Source organism: Mycobacteriales bacterium, assembly GCA_036497565.1.
Lineage (GTDB): Bacteria > Actinomycetota > Actinomycetes > Mycobacteriales > QHCD01 > DASXJE01.
Window position 1 is genome coordinate 21,230 of the sequence record DASXJE010000029.1, and the last position, 18,535, is coordinate 39,764.

The window sequence follows — 18,535 nt, forward strand, 5'->3', positions numbered from 1 at the left end:
CCCACTACTAGTGGGTTGTGGTCCACGACACGCCGTACGAGCCGTCCAAAACCCACTACTAGTGGGTTTTGTCCACGGGCGTGGGGCTGGGGCGGGGGCTGCGGGCGGGGTGGGGGTCCGGTGAGTCTGCCGCGGCTCGGGCTGCTCGTCGGGGTCGAACCACCCGAGGCGTTGCGCCGGGTGCTGCGGGAGGTGGCCGACCGGGTACGGCTCGTCGACGGACTGCGCCCGGCCGATGACGGGCCGGCACCGCAGACCTTCCTCTGGTACGCCGACCCGACCCGGCCACCCGCGGGGTCGGTGTATGCGGTCTGGGTGAGCCGGGCGGCCGACCTGGAGACCGATCTGGCCTCCTCCGCCGCCGTGCTGCTCACCGACCAGCCGGCGGTCGCGACGCTGGCGGGGCCGGCGGCCCTGCTGGTGCCGGTGGACCGCCCGCTCGCGGCGCCCACGCGGCCGATCCTGCCGTTCGTCCGGCGCCGGCTGCGCCACGCCCGCGGCCTGCCGGCGACCGTGATCGCCCGCGGCGACGGGCTGAGCTGGTACTGGCAGGTCGGCGATCCGAACGGCGCCGGAACGCCTGATCCGCTGCCACCCGAGCTGGCCGATACCGCCGCGGCGACCGCCTCCGCCGTCGTCGCCACCGGGCCCGCACTGCTCACCGCGCTGGCCTGGGGCTCGCCGACGGTCACCGACCCGGGGTCGGCGGCGCAGGTCGGAGCCGTCGACGGCGTACATGTCGTCGTGGTGGCCGACCCGGACCGGCGACACGCCGCGGCGCTGGATCTCGCTGCCGACGACGCCCGGTCCGCCCGCATCGCCTGGCAGGGCCGCCAACTCGTGGAGCGCCGGCACGACCTGCACTGGACGGCCCGCGAGCTGCTGCGCCGCCTCGACCTGCCGCAGCACCCGGCCGGCCGGCTCGGCGGGGTCGCCCGCGACCGGCTCGAGGAGCTCGACACGCCGCCGGATTCGCCGGCCCGCTGGCGGATCGAATCGCTGGTCGCCGCGCTTCCCGGCCTTCCTCACGCAACGAACGAAGGACGCTGATGGGATCCTCACTGCCACCCCCGTTGCGGTCGGACGCCACCGACCGGCTGCCCCTGCACATCGTGCGCGACGCCCCGGAGCAGGACCCCGGGGACGGACCGGCACCGGGCACCGGCCGCCCGCGCACACCACGGGCCTTCGCCGGCGCCGTGAAGCGCCGGGCGAGGTCCGAGGCGCGGACCCGCTTCCACCAGATCGCCCGGCGCACCGTCGAGGCCGGCGGCCTGCCGGTGGTCCGGGACGAGGCCGCCGCCGCCCGGGCCGAGATCGCCGAGCTGCGCGAGGAGATCGCGGCGCTGTACGACGAATTCCGCCCGCTGAGCCTCGAACTCCGACTCGGCCGCCGGGAGGTCCGCTCCGACGTCGAGGCCAATCGGATCAACCTGGAGCTGCTCAAGGGCGAGGTCCGCAGCTTCGAACACGTGGTGGAGGAACTCGGCATGGCCTTCGCGCCGGCCACCGGCGTGGCCGGCGCCGGTGCCCGCTTCGCCGAGCTCCGCGAGGCGGTCTACGGCCTGGAACGCCGGCTGCGCAATCTCACGATCAGCCCGCCGGCCGACACCGACACCGACGTTGACACCGACGCCCACGCGGACGTCGCATCCGGAGACGCCGTACCGACACCGGCCAGCTCTGCCCCGACGTCGAACCTGTTCAACTACGTCGGCTTCGAGCGGCGGTTCCGGGGCGACCCCGAGCAGGTCGTGGCGGAGCTCGACGAGCGCTACGGCGCCCTGCTGTCCGAGCACCAGCCGGTCGTCGACATCGGCTGCGGCCGCGCCGAGCTGCTGGAGCGGCTGGCCCAGCGCGGCGTCGAGGTCACCGGCATCGACCCCGACCCGGGCATGGTGGCCGAGGGTCGGGCCCGCGGTGTGACCGTGCACGAGGCCTACGTCGGCGACTACCTGCGCAGCGTGCCGGACCACTCGCTCGGCTCGGTGATCTCGACGCACGTCGTCGAGCACCTACCCCTCGACATCCTCATCGAGATGCTGGAGCTGGCGGTCCGCAAACTCAAGCCCGGTGGGCTCTTCATCGCCGAGACCCCCAACCCGGCGTCCCTGATCGTGCTGGGCAACTCCTACATCCTCGACCCGACCCATGTGATGCCCCTGCACCCGGCGTTGCTGTCGTTCCTCTGCGAGACGGCCGGCTACCGCGACGTACGGCTGCAGTTCTACTCACCGGCCGAGGGGTATCACCTGCCGCACGTCAGCGCCCCCGAGAAGCCGGCCTGGGCCGCCGACCTCGCGGCCGGGGTCAACACCGCCTTCGACCGGGTCAACGAGGTCGTGTTCGGGCCGCAGGAGTACGCCGTCATCGCAACGACGCCACCCGACGGGACCTAGGACTCCCGCGTCACCGGTGTCACCCGGCCGGACGGTTCGACCCGGCCGAGCCAGACCGTGATGTGGAACCGGTTCGTCACCTGCGGCACGTCGACCAGCCGCTCCGGCCATTTCTCCGTGGCGGCGTCGAAGAACCGCCGCGGCGCACCGACGAAGGGGACGGTCGTCGGGTCCTGGGTCAGCACGTAGAGCGCCCGCCCGTGCGCCGCGGCGGCGGCCCGCGCGGTCGCGAGCACCTGCGGCGACGGCTTCACCAGCCCGGCGGACGGGACGTTGCAGAACGACCGCATCGTCTGCGTGTAACCGGAGTTGGCGTCCGGGTCCGACTCGATCACCGCGGCGTTGGGACCGAGGGCTCCGCAGACCGCCTCGACCTCGCTTTCCAGCGGCACGTAGGCCCGCACACCCTCCATCGGCGACGTGATCGCCGCCGCCACCGCGACGCCCGCGACGGCCAGCCCGACGGCGACCGGCCGGAGCCACCCCTTGCGCTGCCACAGCACCGCCATCACGTACGCCGCGGCGATCACCAGGCCCGGAATGATGATCGGCAGGTACCGGCGCATCGCCCAGACCTGGTCCGGATAGATCTCGGCGCGGGTGAAGTAGAGGGCGCTCATCGCCAGGACCACACCGAGGAAACCGAGCGACGTGAGGTCGGCCGACCGGATCAGTCGGACGACGAGGAGCGCGAGCCCGATCACCGCCAGCCCGACCGTGAGCCAGCCGAAGTACCACCCCATCCACAGGAACGCGTGTTCGCTGTAGTTGCGGGATCCGTCGACGGGCAGCCGGAGGCCCTTCTGCAGCAGAGCGACCTGCGTGGGGTTCAGGCCGCCCCGGCTCGTGGTCCACAGCGGCCGGCTGGCGAGTACGGCGAACGCGGCGACGACCAACACCCCGGCCGCGACGGCGAGCCGGTTGCGGCGCTCGGGTTGGAAGAGCCGGCGTACCGCGGGCACCGACCAGGTCACGGCGACGATCAGCGCTCCGACCACCGCAAGCACGATTCCGGCCTTGCCGAGCAGCACGATGTTGGACCGGGTGGTCTGGTAGTAGCCGAGCGACAACGTCGTCACGTCGCGGTAGCCGAGGAACGTCGGTACGCCGACCCCGACGGCGAGCAGCAGACAGCGCAGGGCGGCCGCGCGCCGGCGCCCGACCGGCGCGACTGCCAGCAACACGGCGATCACGATGATGATCGGCAACAGCGCGGCGTAGCTGTCGATCCGGGCCAACGCGGCCGAGCCGAGGACGAGGCCGGCGGCGAGATAGTCCCGTGGCCGGTCCAACGAGACGGCCCGCCACAGCAGCGACAGACCGCCGACCAGGAAGAGAAGGGTGATCGGCTCGGTGTAGGTGTCCCGGCTGAACGCCAGCATCGGCATCGACACGGCGAGCGTGAGCATCGCCGCCAGCGCGAACCCCTCGCCGGCGATCCGCCGGGCCAGCCCGAAGACGACGAAGAGGGCTACCGCCCCGATCGCCACGTTGATCTTGAGCAACGCGGCGGTGCCGCCGATCCAGCCGGCGACCGCGAGCACCACCGGCAGCAGGTGATTGCCCTGGGCGTAGACGTGGGTGGGTCCGGACGGACCGAAGCCGGCGCTCTTGGTGACGAGGCCCGGGACGTGGCCGAAGATCTGCGGCTGGGTCGGGATGGGCAGGCTCGGATGGTGGACCAGCCACTGCCCGGTCAAGGCGTACGTCGCCGGATCCCGCGTCGCGTAGACGTTCTGCGCCGACCAGTGGGCGTTGACCACCAGCCAGGCGAGGGCGATCACGCCGGCGGCCAGCGTCATCAGCACTGAGCGGCGGGATCTCGGTGCGTCTCCGACGCCGCAGAGCACCACCATCAGCGCGGCACCGAGCAGGCCGACCGGGAGCACGAGCGGCATGCTCACGTGCCCGACGAGCAGCAGGATCATCGCCGGGATAGCGAAGCCGGCGGCTGCCGCCGCGAGGAGTTCGGGCAGCCCCGACACGACGGTGGCGGGTGTCAGCCGGGGTGGCCGATCACCGCCCACGCGCCCGCCGGTCAGCGTCGATGATGCCGCCACCATCGGACTCCCTACGCCGTTCCGGGCCCCCGGAATCCCCAAGAATTCGTGGGATTTCGGGCGAACTGTCGGGACAGCCTACCGTCCGAGGGCGGCGTGCACCGCCCCCCGCCACTCCGGCATCGCGGGCAGCCCGGCGGTCCGCCACGAACGATCGCTGAGCACCGAGTACGCCGGGCGGCGGGCCGGCCGGGCCGACGCCTGCGTCGTGGTCGGCCGCACCCGCGCCGGGTCGGCGCCGACCTCCTCGAACACCGCGCGCGCCAGCCCGCACCACGTGGTTTGCCCGCCCCCGACGCAATGCAGGATGCCGGCGGGGGCGGTGGAACCCCCGAGCGCGACGAGCGCCGCGGCCAGGTCGCTGGCCCAGGTCGGCGAGCCGCACTGATCGTCGACCACGTCGACGGTGTCCCGCTCCCGCTCGAGCCGGATCATGGTGTCCACGAAACTGCGCCGGCCGACGGCGTAGACCCAGGCGGTCCGCACGATCCACGACGACTGCGGGAGCAGCGCCTGCACCCACCGTTCGCCGGCCAGCTTGGTGCGGCCGTACGCCGTGTGGGGCCCGGTCGGTGCGTCCACGTCGTAGGGCTCGCGCGCGTCGCCCGGGAACACGTAGTCGGTGGACATCTGCAGCAGGCGAGCGCCGTGGCGGGCGCAGGATGCGGCCAGGTGGGCGGGACCGAGCGCGTTGACGGCGTAGGCCGCCGCCTCGTCGTCCTCCGCGGCGTCAACCGCGGTGTAGGCCGCCGTGTTGACGACGAGATCGGGCCGGTGGTCGGCGATCGCCGACTCCACCGCGTCCTGATCGGTCAGGTCGAGGTCGTCCCGGGCGAGTCCCACGGCGTCTTTACCCTGCAGCGCCCGGAGGACCTCCGCGCCGAGCTGGCCGTGCGCCCCGGTGACGAGCCAGCGGGCGCCATCCGCGACGGGCGGGTGCATTTCCTGGCCCTCCGACGTTGATCCGGCATGACGAGCCGAGTCTCGCAGACGCCGTACGGTCGTTGGTTCCGCCGGGCCACAGCTACCCTGGTAGCCGGTCCGCGGGACCATGGGCCGGCCACCGAGCGGCCCCCTTCGTCGGCCGCGACCTGGTCCGCACCCCGAGCAAGGAGACTCCTCGCGCCGTGAGCGATCCCAGATATCCGCGGGACGGCGGAGCGCGCGACACCAACGCCCCGCTGCCCCCAGAGCTCGATCCGCGGGGCGGCGGGCGGTCCCGACGAGGGTCCGCGGGCTCCGGCGCCGCGCGCCCCGCTCGGTCGGGAGGCGCACCCCCACGAGGACCGGACCGGGGCGGCAGCGGCGGCAGCCGCAATGGAGGTAGCGGCGGCGGACGCAGTGGTGGGGGCGGCGGCGGCCGCAATGGAGGGGGCGGCGGCACTCCCCCGCCGCGGGGCGGCCGGCCGGCCGGCTCGCCCGGCGGCCGGCGCCGCACATCGTTCTACCTCAAGGTGGCCGCCGCGGTGCTCTCGGTGGTGGTACTCCTGGCCAGCGGCACGCTGTGGGGGCTGTACCGGAAGTTCTCCGGGCAGATCACCCACCTGGGCGGCGGGGCGATCCCGACGCAGAACCATGACGTCGACGGCAACGACCAGAACATCCTGCTGGTCGGCAACGACAGCCGCGGCGGGCTGACCAACGGTCAGCTCGCCGAAGTCGGCACGCAGGCCAACGCCGGCGTCAATACCGACTCGATCCTGCTGGTGCACATTCCGGCCAACGGCCGCAAGGCGACCGTGGTGTCCTTCCCGCGCGACTCCTACGTGACCATCCCCGGGTTCCGCAGCAACAAGATCAACGCGGCGTACGCCGACGGTGCATGCGAAAACGGCTGCGGCAACACCTTGACGCCCGCGCAGCGCACGGCCGGCACCGGCGAGCTGGTCAAGACGGTGAGCCTGCTGACCGGCCTGCACATCGACCACTACGTCGAGGTCGGGCTGCTCGGCTTCTACCAGATCAGCAAGGTGCTCGGCGGTGTCGAGGTATGTCTGAAGGCGCCCGCGAAAGATCACTTCTCCGGCATCGACCTGCCCGCCGGCAAGCAGAAGATCGAAGGCACCCAGGCGCTGGCCTTCGTCCGCCAACGACACGGTATCCCCGGCGGTGACCTGGGCCGGATCAAGCGCCAACAGGCCTTCCTCGGCGCCGTGGCGCACCAGATCCTCAGCGCCGACACGCTGCTCAACCCGATCAAGCTCAACCAGTTGCTCGACGCCGTCTCGAAGTCACTGACCACCGACGACAAACTGGACCCGTTGCAGCTGGCCGGCCAGCTCCGCGACATCGCCGCCGGCAACGTCGTCTTCAAGACCGTGCCGATCGCGAATGCGGCCGGATACATACCCGGAGCCGGCGACGTCGTGCTGTTGGACAAGGCGAAGCTCCCAGGCTTCTTCGCGTCGATCGTCGGCGGCAAGTCCGGCGGGTCGAGCAAGACGAGCACCAAGACCGTGCCGCGGGCGCAGGTGTCGGTGCAGGTGCTCAACGCCTCGGACGCCAACGGTCTGGCCGGGAGAACGAAGACCGCCCTGGCCGGGATGGGCTTCAAGGTCTCCGGCACCGGAAACGCCGCCAGCAGCCAGCAGACCGTGATCCGCTACAGCTCGTCGCAGGCCGCGGCCGCCCACACCCTGGCCAAGGTCGTGCCCGGGGCCCAGCTCACCCAGGACGACTCCCTGGGCTCCTCGGTGAATCTGGTGCTGGGATCGAGTTTCTCCGGGCTGCAGTCCGGCAGCGGCTCCTCAGGCTCCGGCTCCTCGGGCTCCGGCTCGTCGACGTCGCAGCCGCCGCCGCGCACCGCGGCCGACAACAGCTGCGTCTACTGAGCGGCGGCGTACTCCGCCCTACCCGCTCAGCTGGTAGAAGCGCCAGAAGCCGAAGTCGTGGATCGGCAGCACCTCGGTGCGGGCGAAGCCGGCAGCGCGGGCGTACTCCCCGAGCGTGCCCGGCCGCATGACGGTGCCCGTAGCCGCGCTGGGCGGGTGGGACATGCCGTCCGGAAGACACACCACCAGGCTGAACCCATACATCAGCCGTTCGAGCTCGTCGCCCGGTGCCGTGAAGGTCTCGGCGACCGCCTCGTCCATCACGATGACCGACCCGCCCGGCGCCAACGCCCGGCGGGCCGCCGTCAACACCTCGACCGGGCGTGGCATGTCATGCACGCACTCGAAGGCGAACACCGCGTCGTAGGACGTCCGAGGAATCTGCGCGGCATCGCCGGCGCGGACAACGACCCGGTCCGCGACCTCGGTGCCGGCGGCGTTGGCCCGGGCCAGCTCGACCGACGGTCCATCGATGTCGAAGCCGTCGATGGTCGCCTCCGGATAGGCCCTGGCGAGTGCGATCGTCGACCAACCGGCGCCGCATCCGACGTCGGCGATCCGGGCTCCCGGCCGATGCAACGGCCGGTCGACTGCGGGCACGCCGTGTAGGGCGTCGTGCAGAGCACGCTCGTACCACGGCCGATTCATGTCCGCCTGCGACTCGCGGGCGTCCGCGCCGTACTGCGCCCAGGCGACGCCGCCGCCGGTCCGGTACGCCTCGAGGAGGGCGGGCAGTTGTCCTCCCGCCGCGGCGAATATCCGGGCCATCGGGGCCAGATAGGCCATGCTCCGCTCGTCGGTCAGCACCTCGGCCGTCGCGGCGGGGAGGGAGAAGATTCGTCCGGACCGGTCCTCTCCCACCGGTGCCGAGCCCTTGTCGGCAACCGGGGCGACAGCCAGGAGACCGGTCACCGCCTGCTGCTCCAGCCACTCACGGGCGTACCGAGCGTTCGTACCGGTCCGATCCGCGAGTTGATCGGCTGTCGCCGGGCCATCCGCAAGCAGACTGCGATACCACCCGAGTCGGTCACCGAGGTAGATCGACAGGAGGTCGACCGCGCCGAGTGCGGCCGCAAGGAGCCGCTCGGCAAGCTGGTCGGCGCCGCGCGGGACCTGTGCCTGCGGTGTCGGGACGTCCGTCATCTTCGCCCCCGATGGCCACGGCCTCCGTCAGGCCGGCGTGATGTTGGCGTTGCGGTGGAAGACGTTGTCCGGGTCGTACTCGCCCTTGAGGTGCGCGAGCCGGTCGTACTTCGCCGGGCCGTACGCCGCCCGCACCCGGTCCGCGTCCAACTCGACCATGAAGTTGACGTAGCTGCCGGCGTTGGCGGCGTGCGGGCGCAGTGCCTCCCACGTCTCCCGCACCCACGCACGGTCCGGCTCGAGCTCCGCCGAGGTAGGGGCGACCGCGTTGAGGTTGCAGACGAAGTGCCGCCGGCGCGAGCCCCCGAACGCGGTCGCATCCTCGCCGACATCGGTGAATGCGCCGTCCAGATGGAACATCGGCATGAACGACATCGGTGAGGCCTTCTTGGGAGCCTGCCCGGCGATCACCGCGATCGCCTGGTCGGAGAGCTCGTCGAGGTCGATCGCCTTCTCGTAGGCGCAGATCCCCCAGGGCGCGCTGTCGTCGAGCATCTGCTGCAACCCGACGTAGGGGATCGGGGTGACGAACTCGAACAGCGGCGGCAGCGCGTCGCGGATCGGGGCGACCAACTCCGCGTGCGCCTCCGCGGAGGACAGCCCGGCCACGATAATCGCGTTGCCCGGCATGAAGTGGTACTGCTCCGGCACGAACGGCGCAGGTGGCGCACTCAGGCCGGCGGCCAACATCACGCCGGAATCCCGGGGCATCGTGGGCAGGTAGTCGCGGGCGAAGCGAAGTACCTCGGCCCCCTGATCAAGCCGCCAGAAGAGCAACGCCACATGCACCTCGGGCCCCACCGGGTGCAGCCGGAACTCGAACTCGGTAACGACGCCGAAGTTGCCGCCGCCGCCGCGCACCGCCCAGAACAGGTGCGGGCGCTCGTCGGCGGATGCCCGCACGATGCGACCGTCGGCGAGCACGATCTCGACGGACTCGAGGTTGTCGATGGTCAACCCCATCTTGTTGGTCAGCCACCCCATCCCGCCGCCGAGGGTGAGTCCGCCGACCCCGGTGTGGCTGATCACGCCGCCGGGTACGGCGAGGCCGTGCGCCTGGGTCGCGGAGTCCATGTCGGCCATCGTCGCCCCGCCGCCGACCTTCGCCCGCCGGGCGGCCGGATCGACCGTGACCGCGTTGAGCCCGCTCAGGTCGATCATCAGGCAGCCGTCGCCGGCGGCCGCGCCGCTGTAGTTGTGGGCCCCGCCACGGACCGAGAGCTCGAGACCGTGACCGCGCGCGAACCCGATCGCCGCGGCAACGTCGGCGGCCGACAGGCAGCGGGCGATCGCGGCCGGATGCCGGTCGATGTCACCGTTGAAGAGCGAACGCGCCGCGTCGTAGTCGGCGTGACCAGGGCTGAGCACCGGCCCGATCATCGCCGTCTCCAGCGCGTCGATTCCGCTGACCATCTGGGTCATGGAGATCCCCCTCATGTGCGTGCAAAGCCCCGGGTAGGAGCAATTTGCCCGCAATGCTAGGCCGCGCGGCAGCCCGATATCACGGTAACCTGATAAATATGGAGGGCGATCTCGGCTTGGCACTCTCAGTGCGCGAGTTGGTGCTGGCCGGCGAGCGGTACCGGGCGCGGCTGGCGCACGACCTGCTCGGGATCGGACCCACCGAGATGATCGCGCTAGGCATCGTGCAGGTGGAGGGACGACAGACGCCCAGCGAGCTGGCCCGGAAGGTGGGGATGACCAGCGCTTCGGTCACCGAGCTGCTCGACCGGTTGGAGCGGGCGCAACTCGTCAAGCGCGAAGCCCACCCCACCGATCGCCGAAAGGTCCTGGTCGGTCTCACGCCGCGGGCGCAGGAGGCCGTCACCACGGTCTACCGCCGACTCGACGCGGTTCTCGCCGGCGCCACGTCACCCGACGCCGATGCCCGCCACCTGGTCACCGACTTCCTGCACGACGCCGCCGCGGCCCTGCGGGACGCCGTCGACTCCACCGACCCGGCGGCTCCCACGGCCGAGCCGGTGTCGACGGCTACGCTGTCCGACCGTGACTGACTCCCGCCGTATCCCGCTCTGATCCGTGGCCGCCACCGACGCGCTGCTCGCCGATGCGCTCGGCCGGGATCCGGCCGGACCGCTGGTCACGTTCTACGACGACGCCAGCGGGGACCGGACCGAGCTTTCTGCGACCACGCTCGCCACCTGGGTGGCCAAGACCGCGAACCTGCTGCGCGACGAACTCGACATCGAGGCCGGCGCGCCGGTCGCGGTCCGGTTGCCCGCGCACTGGCAGACGGCGGCGGTGCTGCTCGCGGCGTGGTCGGCCGGCGCTGTCGTCGGCAGCCGTGCCGAAGGCGCCCGGGTCGTGTTCTGTGACGGTCCCGGGATCGAGGCGGCGCGCGTCGCCGGGCCCGACGACGTCGTCGCCTTCGCTCTCGCCCCGCTGGGCCGGCCCTTCGCCCGGCCACCGGAGGGAGCGATCGACTACGCCGCGCTCGTCCCCGGACAGGGCGACCACTTCGTCGCAGTTCCGCCGGTGGAGGACACGGCGCCGGCAGTCACCGACATCCCGGGCGTGCAGACCGGCGCCGACGTGGTGGCCGACGCCCGACGCCGGGCCGGCGAATGGGGCCTGACCACCGGTGACCGGGTGCTCTCGACACTCGCGTGGTCCGGTTACGCCGAGTGGCGCGACGGGCTGATCGCACCGCTGGCGGCAGGGGCCTCGCTGGTGCTCTGCGCGTCGCCGGACCCGGCGGCGTTGACCCGCCGGGCCGAGGTCGAGCAGGTCACTGCGGTCCTCGGCGCCGGTGTCGACGGAGTGCGCAGCCTCGTCCGCTAGCCGGCGGCTAGTGTCTCGATCAGAACAGCCTGCCCCGCGATCACGGACAGGGAGGCCGATGGACAAGGTCGTGCGCAGCGCCGCCGAGGCGGTCGCCGACATCCGCCCGGGTGCCACCATCGCGGTCGGAGGCTTCGGGCTGTGCGGCGTACCGGATGTGCTGATCGCGGCCCTGCACGACACCGGTGTCGACGATCTGCGGCTGATCTCCAACAACTGCGGCGTCGACAAGGCCGGGCTCGGGATCCTTCTGCACGACAAGCGGATCTCCCGGATGACCAGCTCCTACGTCGGCGACAACAAGGAGTTCGCCCGCCAGTTCCTCTCCGGCGAGTTGGAGTTGGAGCTCTGCCCGCAGGGGACGCTCGCCGAACGGATGCGTGCGGGCGGCTGCGGGATTCCGGCGTTCTTCACCCCGGGCGGTGTGGGCACCCAGGTGTCCGAGGGCGGATTGCCTTGGCGCTACGCGCCGGACGGGTCGGTCCTCGTCGCGTCGCCGGCGAAGGAGACCCGCGTCTACGGCGACCAGGAATACGTTCTGGAGGAGTCGATTCGGGCCGACGTCGGGCTCGTCCGCGCGGCGGTGGGCGACCGGCATGGCAACCTCGTCTTCCACGAGTCGGCCCGCAATTTCAACCCGCTCTGCGCGATGGCCGGCGCCCTGACGATCGCGGAGGTGGAGACACTGGTCGAACCCGGTGAAATCCTGCCCGAGAGCGTCCACACCCCGGGCGTCTTCGTGCAACGGGTGGTCGGCCCGGTCGGGACGCAGAACAAGCGGATCGAGCGGCACACCGTCCGCCGCCGCGACGCACCCGGCGGTGCAGCACCGGCCGCCGCCGGGAGCGAGGGGGGCGGCTGATGGCACTCACCCGCACCCAGATGGCGGCCCGCGCAGCGCAGGAACTGGCGGACGGGCAGTACGCGAACCTCGGTATCGGCCTGCCCACCCTGGTGCCCAACTACATCCCCGACGACGTCACCGTCGTCCTGCAGAGCGAGAACGGGATCCTCGGGGTCGGGCCCTACCCGTACGCCGGTGAGGAGGATCCCGACCTGATCAACGCGGGCAAGGAGACCGTCACCATCCTGCCGGGCGGGTCGTTCTTCGATTCGGCGACGTCCTTCGGCATGATCCGTGGCGGCCATATCGACGTCGCAATCCTCGGCGCGATGCAGGTGTCCGGTCGCGGAGACCTGGCGAACTGGACCATCCCCGGAAAGATGATCAAGGGGATGGGCGGCGCTATGGACCTGGTGCACGGCGCGAAACGGGTCGTCGCCCTGATGGAGCAGGTTGCGAAGGACGGCGCGCACAAGATCGTCGACGAGTGCACGCTGCCGTTGACCGGGCGGGGCTGCGTGCAGCGGATCATCACCGACCTCGCCGTCCTCGACGTCACCGACCGTGGTCTGGTGCTGCGGGAGCTCGCTCCGGGGGTCGACGTCGAGCAGGTGCGGGCCAGCACCGGCCCGCCACTCACCGTCGACGCGCAGCCGGCGACCATCGGCGTGCTGGTCGACGGGTGACCTTCTCGCTGGTCGCGCACGACGCCGCCGACGGCCGGCTCGGCGTCGCGGTGGCGACCTGCGCCCTCGCCGTCGGCCGCTCCGTTCCGTGGGCGCGGGGCGGGGTCGGCGCGATCGCCACCCAGGCGCACACGGACCGGGCCTACGGCGCCCGCGGGTTGGACCTGATGGCCGACGGTGCGTCGCCGGAGGCGGCGCTGCACCAGTTGCTCGCCGAGGACACGGACGCCGACGCGCGCCAGGTCGCCCTCGTCGACCGGCACGGCCGGGTGTCGGCGTGGACCGGAGGCTCGTGCCTGTCGGCGTGCGGGCACGTGACCGGGGACGGCTTCGCCGCACAGGGCAACATGCTGGCCTCGCGCTCGGTCATCCCGACGATGGCCGAGGCCTTCGTGGCGGCCGACGGGGAGCTGGCCGACCGGCTGCTCGTCGCACTGGCGGCCGCCGAGGACGCAGGTGGTGACGTCCGGGGTCGGCAGTCGGCCGCGCTCCTGGTGGTCGCCGACGAGCCCACCGATCGGCCGTGGGACGCGGTGCCGGTGGACCTGCGGGTCGACGACGCGGCGGAGCCGGTGGCCGAGCTGCGCCGCCTGTTCGAGCTTCAGCGGGCCTACGAGCAGGGTGACTGGGTGACGCTGGGCGGACGGGCCCCCGGCGGGATGCGGGGGCTCTACGTCGCGCTCGACGCCGCCCACCGCGGCGACCTGCCGGCCGCCCGATCCGCGCTGGCCGAGCTACGCGGCCGCCCCGGGATGAACGCCGTACTGCGCCGGATGCGGACCGCCGGCCGGCTGCCACACGCCGGCGACCTGCTCGACTGAGGCCCTGACCGGCGGCAGCCGGCGGATCTAAGGGCGGATCGGCGTGCCGACCCGCACCCGATCGGTCTCCGCCACCGCGGCCTGGAACCGCTCGAACGGGTGCCAGCTCATCCCGCCCCGGATGACGCGGACCGTGCCGTCGTCGGCAACGTCGAACTGCAACGTTTCGCCGGCCGAGCCGTAACCGCTGTCGTGGCTGATGCGCACGGTCGTCGGCCCGGTCAGCTCGAGTTCGGTGGGCTCCTCGGCCGGGTCGTCGGCCGTCGGCCCGATGGCGTAGAGCCGGCCGCCGAGCCGGGCGATGTCGGTCACCCCCCACAAGTTGGCGTAGCGACCGCACAGCCGGTCCAGGGAAGCGGCATCGATGCCGTCCGGCGGGTCGGGGTGGGCGGCGGCGATGTCGGTCAGCCGGACCGCGGCCTTCGCCAGGGACAGGGACGGCCCGTCGATGGCGTTGGTGAGCACGCTGACCGCGAGCCGGGCCCGCGGATCGAAGAGGGTGCAGGTGGCGTGCCCCGGATATCCCCCGCCGTGTCCGACCAGGCGGCGGCCGCCGACCTCACGGACCGCGAACCCGAGTGCGTAGTCGGAGTCGGCGCCCTCGACCTTCCACTCCGTGCGCTGCAGGATCCGCTTGGACCGGTCGCTGAGCAGCCGGTCGTCGCCGAGGAAATGCGCCGAGGTGAAGCGGCACAGGTCGTCGGCGGTGCTGAAGAACCCGGTCGCCGAGGCCAGCGCGCCGGTGTCGACGTGATCCACCGGGAGCCGGCGGTCGGCGTAGGAGAGCGCGGAGTATCCGGCGGCGTACTCCCCGCTGCGGGCCGGGTCGAATTCGGGGCCGGTGTGGGTCAGGCCCAGCCGGTCGACCACGGCCTTCTGCAGGAACTCGGCGTAGCTGGTGCCGGTGACCGCCTCGACGACGAGCCCGAGCAGGCCGAATCCGATGTTGGAGTACTTGAACTGCTGGTTGGCCGGCAGGATCTCGGCGCCGTCGGCGACGACCGCGCGCAGCGCCGCCTCGTCCGGGAACGCCCGGTCCAGCTGCCAGAAATCGCCGTCCTGTCCGTCGCGGATGACGCCACCGCCGTGGGCGAGCAGTTCGCCGACGGTGCGGTCGCCGACCGGCGTACCGGCCAGCCACCCGAGGCGGGAGGCGAGCGCGTCGTCGAGCCGGAGCCGGCCGTCCTCGACCAGGCCCATGACCGCGGTGGCGGTGAACATCTTCGAGTGCGAGGCGATCCGGAACAGGTGCGAGGACGTCAGTGCCGTGCCGGCTTCGGCGTCGGCCAGGCCGTACGCCGAGGACATGACGACGCCGTCGTCGTACCACAGCGCAGCCTGCACGCCGGGCACCCGCAGGAAGGTCTGCCGGAAACCGAGCCAGCTCTGGAAGTAGTCGGCGGCGGATCGCACCGCGGCCAGGGTGAGGTCGGGCGCGGTGGTGTCAGGCACAGCGACGACCCTAGCCCCGCCCGGTGCCGCGATCCGCCGAGCGGCTGTCCTACGCTTTTGCGAGCCGACCATCTCTGGAGCCCCCCTGTGACCACCCCTGAGCCCGACCGTGTCCGGATGTCGGTCATCGGCACCGGCTACCTCGGCGCGACCCATGCGGTCTGCATGACCGAGCTCGGCCACGAGGTGATCGGCGTCGACGTCGATGCGCGGAAGATCGCCCAGCTCGCGGCCGGCGAGGTGCCGTTCTTCGAGCCCGGCCTCCCCGAACTACTGCGCAAGAACCTCGACACCGGCCGGCTGCGATTCACGACATCCTTCGCGGAGGCGGCGGAGGCGGCGGACATGCATTTCGTCTGCGTCGGGACCCCGCAGGGTCGGGAAAATGCCGCGGACCTGTCCCAGGTCGACGCCGCCGTCGACGCCCTGGCGCCGCATCTGCGCCGCCGGTCATTGGTCGTCGGCAAGTCGACGGTGCCGACCGGTACGTCGGCCCGGCTCCGCACGCGCCTGCACCGGACCGCCCCGGCCGGCGCCGACGTGGAGCTCGCGTGGAACCCGGAGTTCCTTCGCGAAGGGCTCGCGGTCACCGACACCTTGCACCCCGACCGGCTGGTCTTCGGCGTCACCTCGGAGTGGGCCGAGGAGCGGCTGCGGTCGGCGTACGCCGCGATCATCGAGGCCGGCTGCCCGGTGGTCGTCACCGACTACGCGACCGCCGAACTGGTCAAGGTCGCCGCGAACTCCTTCCTGGCCACCAAGATCTCGTTCATCAACGCGATGGCCGAGGTGTGCGAGGTCGCCCACGCCGACGTCACGCAGCTGTCCGAGGCGCTCGGCTACGACGCACGGATCGGACCCCGGTTCCTGCAGCCCGGCCTCGGCTTCGGTGGGGGCTGCCTGCCCAAGGACATCCGGGCGTTCATGGCCCGGGCGGGCGAACTCGGGGCCGACCAGGCGCTGACCTTCCTCACCGACGTCGACGCGATCAACAAGCGCCGGCGGTCGCGCACCGTCGATCTGGCGCGAGAGGTGCTCGACGGCTCGTTCCGCGGCGCCCGGGTCACTTTGCTGGGTGCGGCGTTCAAGCCCAACTCCGACGACATCCGCGACTCGCCCGCTCTCGACGTCGCCGCCGCCATACACCGGCAGGGAGCGCGGGTCGTCGTCTATGACCCGGCGGCCAACGACAACGCCCGGCGCGACTACCCCGACCTCGAGTACGCCGACTCCGTCGACGAGGCGGCCCGGGACTCCGAACTCGTCCTCATGCTCACCGAGTGGACCGAGTTCCGTGAGATGGACCCGGCCCGCATCGGCGACCTGGTCGCGCGGCGCAACATCGTCGACGGCCGCAACGCCCTCGACCCGGTGCGCTGGCGGGCCGCCGGCTGGACCTACCGCGCCCTAGGCCGCCCCTGAGTCTGTGCCGGCCTGGACCTCGGCACTCTGGACAAAACCCACTACTAGTGGCTTATGGACACGTCGTACGGCGTGTCGTGGACCAAAACCCACTACTAGTGGGTTTTGTCCGGGAGTCCGGGCCTCGGGCTCAGCGGTCGGTGAGGCGGGACTGCAGCGCGACGTTCTTGTCCAGCGCGGTCTGGCGGAGCGCCTCCTGGAAGTCGGCCATCGCGGCCCGCAGCCGATCGTCGCCGGCGGCCAGGATGCGTACGGCGAGCAGCCCCGCGTTGCGCGCTCCGCCGACCGACACCGTCGCCACCGGCACGCCGGCCGGCATCTGCACGATCGACAGCAACGAGTCGAGGCCGGAAAGGTGCGCCAGCGGCACGGGTACGCCGACCACCGGCAGCGGGGTCGCCGCCGCGATCATGCCCGGCAGGTGCGCCGCTCCGCCGGCACCGGCGATGATCACCCGCAGGCCGCGGTCGGCAGCGGAGGTCGCGTAGTCGAGCATCTCCCGCGGCGTACGGTGCGCCGAGACCACCCGCACCTCGGTCGGCACCGCGAACTCGGCCAACGCATCGACCGCGCCGGACATCACCGGCCAGTCGGAGTCGCTGCCCATCACGACGCCGACCTGCGGGGACGGTTCCGAGGACGTCGTCACGAGGATGCCTCCGTGCCGTAGCGGAGCCAGTGCGCGGCGGCCAGCGCGCGGGCCCGGACCCGCTCCGGGTCGTCGCCCAGTGCGGTGACGTGCCCGATCTTGCGGCCCGGTCGCACGGTCTTGCCGTAGAGGTGCAGCTTCACGTCCGGCCAGTGGGCCATCAGGTGGTGCACCCGCTCGTCGATGGCGGGGCCCTCCGCCGGACCGCCGAGCAGATTGGCCATCGCCACCGCCGGTGCGGTCATCTCCGTGGCACCGAGCGGGTAGTCCAGCACCGCACGCAGGTGTTGCTCGAACTGCGACGTCCGCGAGCCCTCGATGCTCCAGTGCCCGGAGTTGTGCGGACGCATGGCCAACTCGTTGACGACCAGCCCGTCCGCGGTCTCGAACAGCTCGACGGCGAGAACGCCGACCACACCGAGCTTTGCGGCCACGGTGAGAGCGAGCGTCTGCGCCTGCGCGGAGAGCTCCTCGGACAGGTCCGGTGCGGGGGCCAGCACCTCGACGCAGATCCCGTCGTCCTGCACGGTCTGCACGACCGGCCAGGCGGCGCCCTGACCGAACGGCGACCGCGCGACGACCGCGGCGAGCTCGCGCACGATCGGCACGCGCTCCTCGACGATCAGCGGGACACCCGACTCCAGCACGGCGTCGGCCTGGTCGACCGACGGCACGGTCCAGACCCCTTTGCCGTCGTAACCGCCGCGGCTGGCCTTGAGGACGAATGGCGTACCCACCCGGTCGGCGAAGTCCTGAAGGTCGGACCGCTCGCGCACCGGCGCCCAACGCGGCACGGGTACGCCGAGATCGGCGAGCCTTTCGCGCATCACCTGCTTGTCCTGGGCGCAGATCAGGGCCGCCGCACCGGGTGCGACGCGATGGCCGGCCTCGGCCAGGGCGGCGACGTGCTCGTTGGCCACGTGCTCGTGATCGAAGGTGACCACGTCGCACCCGGCCGCGAAGGCGGCGAGGTCGTCGTAGGACGTGTGATCCCCGATCACGACATCGGCGGCGACCACCGCGGCACCGTCCTGCGGCGAGGCGGCGAGGATGCGCAGCGACTGCCCGAGGGAGATCGCCGCCTGGTGGGTCATCCGGGCGAGTTGCCCGGCACCGATCATCCCGACGACGGGCAGACCGGTACGCGGATCCATGACGCGAAAGGGTAGCGGGCCGACCACACCGCACATTCATGGTCGCCGTGCCATGGCCTTCCGGTAGCCCGGGTGCCACAATCCATTGACCCACATGCTTTGACCCACATGGCGCTCGGATTACGGCACCGCCCGAGCGGGTAAGTCGCAGGCACGCCATCGCGAGGGAGGCTCGTGACCACCACCCCGACCGAGTCCCTGACCGATACCGAACTCATCGCCGCCGCGCGTGGCCCCGTCGCCCCGCGACGGCGGCTCCGGCTCAGGACCGA

Annotated in this window: 16 protein-coding genes; 9 read left to right on the forward strand and 7 right to left on the reverse strand. The window is 72.0% G+C overall.

Annotated features, from left to right (window positions below; all coding sequences use genetic code 11):
• The first annotated feature begins 120 nt into the window (after positions 1–120).
• Entirely contained in the window at positions 121–1,050 is a 930-nt protein-coding gene (locus VGH85_02975; protein HEY2172753.1) for a glycosyltransferase, read from the forward strand.
• Entirely contained in the window at positions 1,050–2,399 is a 1,350-nt protein-coding gene (locus tag VGH85_02980; GenBank protein ID HEY2172754.1) for a methyltransferase domain-containing protein, read from the forward strand. The genes VGH85_02975 and VGH85_02980 overlap by 1 nt, the downstream gene beginning before the upstream one ends.
• Here VGH85_02980 and VGH85_02985 read toward each other — a convergent pair.
• Both VGH85_02985 and rfbD read right to left on the reverse strand, forming a co-directional pair.
• Positions 2,396–4,462, reverse strand: coding sequence for a glycosyltransferase family 39 protein (locus VGH85_02985; GenBank protein HEY2172755.1), 2,067 nt, complete (start codon positions 4,460–4,462; stop codon positions 2,396–2,398). The two genes, VGH85_02980 and VGH85_02985, sit on opposite strands and share 4 nt — an antisense overlap.
• A gap of 75 nt (positions 4,463–4,537) precedes the next feature.
• Positions 4,538–5,401 carry a dTDP-4-dehydrorhamnose reductase gene (rfbD, locus tag VGH85_02990; protein HEY2172756.1) on the reverse strand — a complete coding sequence of 288 codons (864 nt, stop codon included), beginning with the start codon at positions 5,399–5,401 and terminating at the stop codon, positions 4,538–4,540.
• Between the two features lie 524 nt (positions 5,402–5,925).
• Here rfbD and VGH85_02995 point away from each other — a divergent pair.
• A complete protein-coding gene (locus tag VGH85_02995) occupies positions 5,926–7,290 on the forward strand; it encodes an LCP family protein (protein ID HEY2172757.1) in 1,365 nt (454 codons plus the stop codon).
• 18 nt (positions 7,291–7,308) lie between these two features.
• On the opposite strand, the gene VGH85_03000 is transcribed toward VGH85_02995, so the two are convergent.
• Together VGH85_03000 and VGH85_03005 are read right to left on the reverse strand one after the other, a co-directional pair.
• Complete coding sequence (locus VGH85_03000; protein ID HEY2172758.1) at positions 7,309–8,433, reverse strand: class I SAM-dependent methyltransferase; 1,125 nt, start codon at positions 8,431–8,433, stop codon at positions 7,309–7,311.
• Between the two features lie 27 nt (positions 8,434–8,460).
• Positions 8,461–9,846 carry an FAD-binding oxidoreductase gene (locus VGH85_03005; GenBank protein HEY2172759.1) on the reverse strand — a complete coding sequence of 462 codons (1,386 nt, stop codon included), beginning with the start codon at positions 9,844–9,846 and terminating at the stop codon, positions 8,461–8,463.
• Positions 9,847–9,953: 107 nt separating this feature from the next.
• Between VGH85_03005 and VGH85_03010 the strand changes: the two genes are divergently transcribed.
• From VGH85_03010 to VGH85_03030, 5 genes are read left to right on the forward strand one after another with little or no spacing between them, the layout of a single operon-like run.
• On the forward strand, positions 9,954–10,448 hold the full coding sequence (locus VGH85_03010; GenBank protein ID HEY2172760.1) for a MarR family transcriptional regulator: 495 nt from the start codon (positions 9,954–9,956) through the stop codon (positions 10,446–10,448).
• 25 nt (positions 10,449–10,473) lie between these two features.
• Positions 10,474–11,235, forward strand: coding sequence for a TIGR03089 family protein (locus VGH85_03015; GenBank protein HEY2172761.1), 762 nt, complete (start codon positions 10,474–10,476; stop codon positions 11,233–11,235).
• 58 nt (positions 11,236–11,293) lie between these two features.
• Positions 11,294–12,097: a CoA transferase subunit A gene (locus VGH85_03020; protein HEY2172762.1), complete on the forward strand. Its 804-nt coding sequence runs from the start codon at positions 11,294–11,296 to the stop codon at positions 12,095–12,097.
• Entirely contained in the window at positions 12,097–12,765 is a 669-nt protein-coding gene (locus tag VGH85_03025) for a CoA transferase subunit B (protein ID HEY2172763.1), read from the forward strand. The genes VGH85_03020 and VGH85_03025 overlap by 1 nt, the downstream gene beginning before the upstream one ends.
• Positions 12,762–13,586 (forward strand): DUF1028 domain-containing protein, encoded by an 825-nt coding sequence (locus VGH85_03030; GenBank protein HEY2172764.1) that lies wholly within the window; start codon positions 12,762–12,764, stop codon positions 13,584–13,586. The genes VGH85_03025 and VGH85_03030 overlap by 4 nt, the downstream gene beginning before the upstream one ends.
• Positions 13,587–13,613: 27 nt before the next feature.
• Here VGH85_03030 and VGH85_03035 read toward each other — a convergent pair whose 3' ends face one another.
• Positions 13,614–15,038 (reverse strand): serine hydrolase, encoded by a 1,425-nt coding sequence (locus VGH85_03035; protein HEY2172765.1) that lies wholly within the window; start codon positions 15,036–15,038, stop codon positions 13,614–13,616.
• A gap of 117 nt (positions 15,039–15,155) precedes the next feature.
• Here VGH85_03035 and VGH85_03040 point away from each other — a divergent pair, with 117 nt between their 5' ends.
• Entirely contained in the window at positions 15,156–16,460 is a 1,305-nt protein-coding gene (locus VGH85_03040) for a UDP-glucose/GDP-mannose dehydrogenase family protein (protein ID HEY2172766.1), read from the forward strand.
• Between the two features lie 130 nt (positions 16,461–16,590).
• Here the strand turns inward: VGH85_03040 and purE are convergent, their stop codons facing one another.
• Entirely contained in the window at positions 16,591–17,109 is a 519-nt protein-coding gene (purE, locus tag VGH85_03045; protein ID HEY2172767.1) for a 5-(carboxyamino)imidazole ribonucleotide mutase, read from the reverse strand.
• Positions 17,106–18,263, reverse strand: coding sequence for a 5-(carboxyamino)imidazole ribonucleotide synthase (locus VGH85_03050; protein ID HEY2172768.1), 1,158 nt, complete (start codon positions 18,261–18,263; stop codon positions 17,106–17,108). Before VGH85_03050 ends, purE begins: the two co-directional genes overlap by 4 nt.
• Positions 18,264–18,535: the final 272 nt, after the last annotated feature.

Bases quoted from the DNA above. Each gene is read 5' to 3' on its own strand.
- VGH85_03020 (HEY2172762.1), top strand. From the start codon at position 11,294: ATGGACAAGGTCGTGCGCAGCGCCGCCGAGGCGGTCGCCGACATCCGC.
- VGH85_03040 (HEY2172766.1), top strand. From the start codon at position 15,156: ATGTCGGTCATCGGCACCGGCTACCTCGGCGCGACCCATGCGGTCTGC.
- VGH85_03025 (HEY2172763.1), top strand. From the start codon at position 12,097: ATGGCACTCACCCGCACCCAGATGGCGGCCCGCGCAGCGCAGGAACTG.
- rfbD (HEY2172756.1), bottom strand. From the start codon at position 5,401: ATGCACCCGCCCGTCGCGGATGGCGCCCGCTGGCTCGTCACCGGGGCG.
- VGH85_02985 (HEY2172755.1), bottom strand. From the start codon at position 4,462: ATGGTGGCGGCATCATCGACGCTGACCGGCGGGCGCGTGGGCGGTGAT.
- VGH85_03010 (HEY2172760.1), top strand. From the start codon at position 9,954: ATGGAGGGCGATCTCGGCTTGGCACTCTCAGTGCGCGAGTTGGTGCTG.
- VGH85_03050 (HEY2172768.1), bottom strand. From the start codon at position 18,263: ATGGATCCGCGTACCGGTCTGCCCGTCGTCGGGATGATCGGTGCCGGG.
- VGH85_03000 (HEY2172758.1), bottom strand. From the start codon at position 8,433: ATGACGGACGTCCCGACACCGCAGGCACAGGTCCCGCGCGGCGCCGAC.
- VGH85_03005 (HEY2172759.1), bottom strand. From the start codon at position 9,846: ATGGTCAGCGGAATCGACGCGCTGGAGACGGCGATGATCGGGCCGGTG.
- VGH85_02980 (HEY2172754.1), top strand. From the start codon at position 1,050: ATGGGATCCTCACTGCCACCCCCGTTGCGGTCGGACGCCACCGACCGG.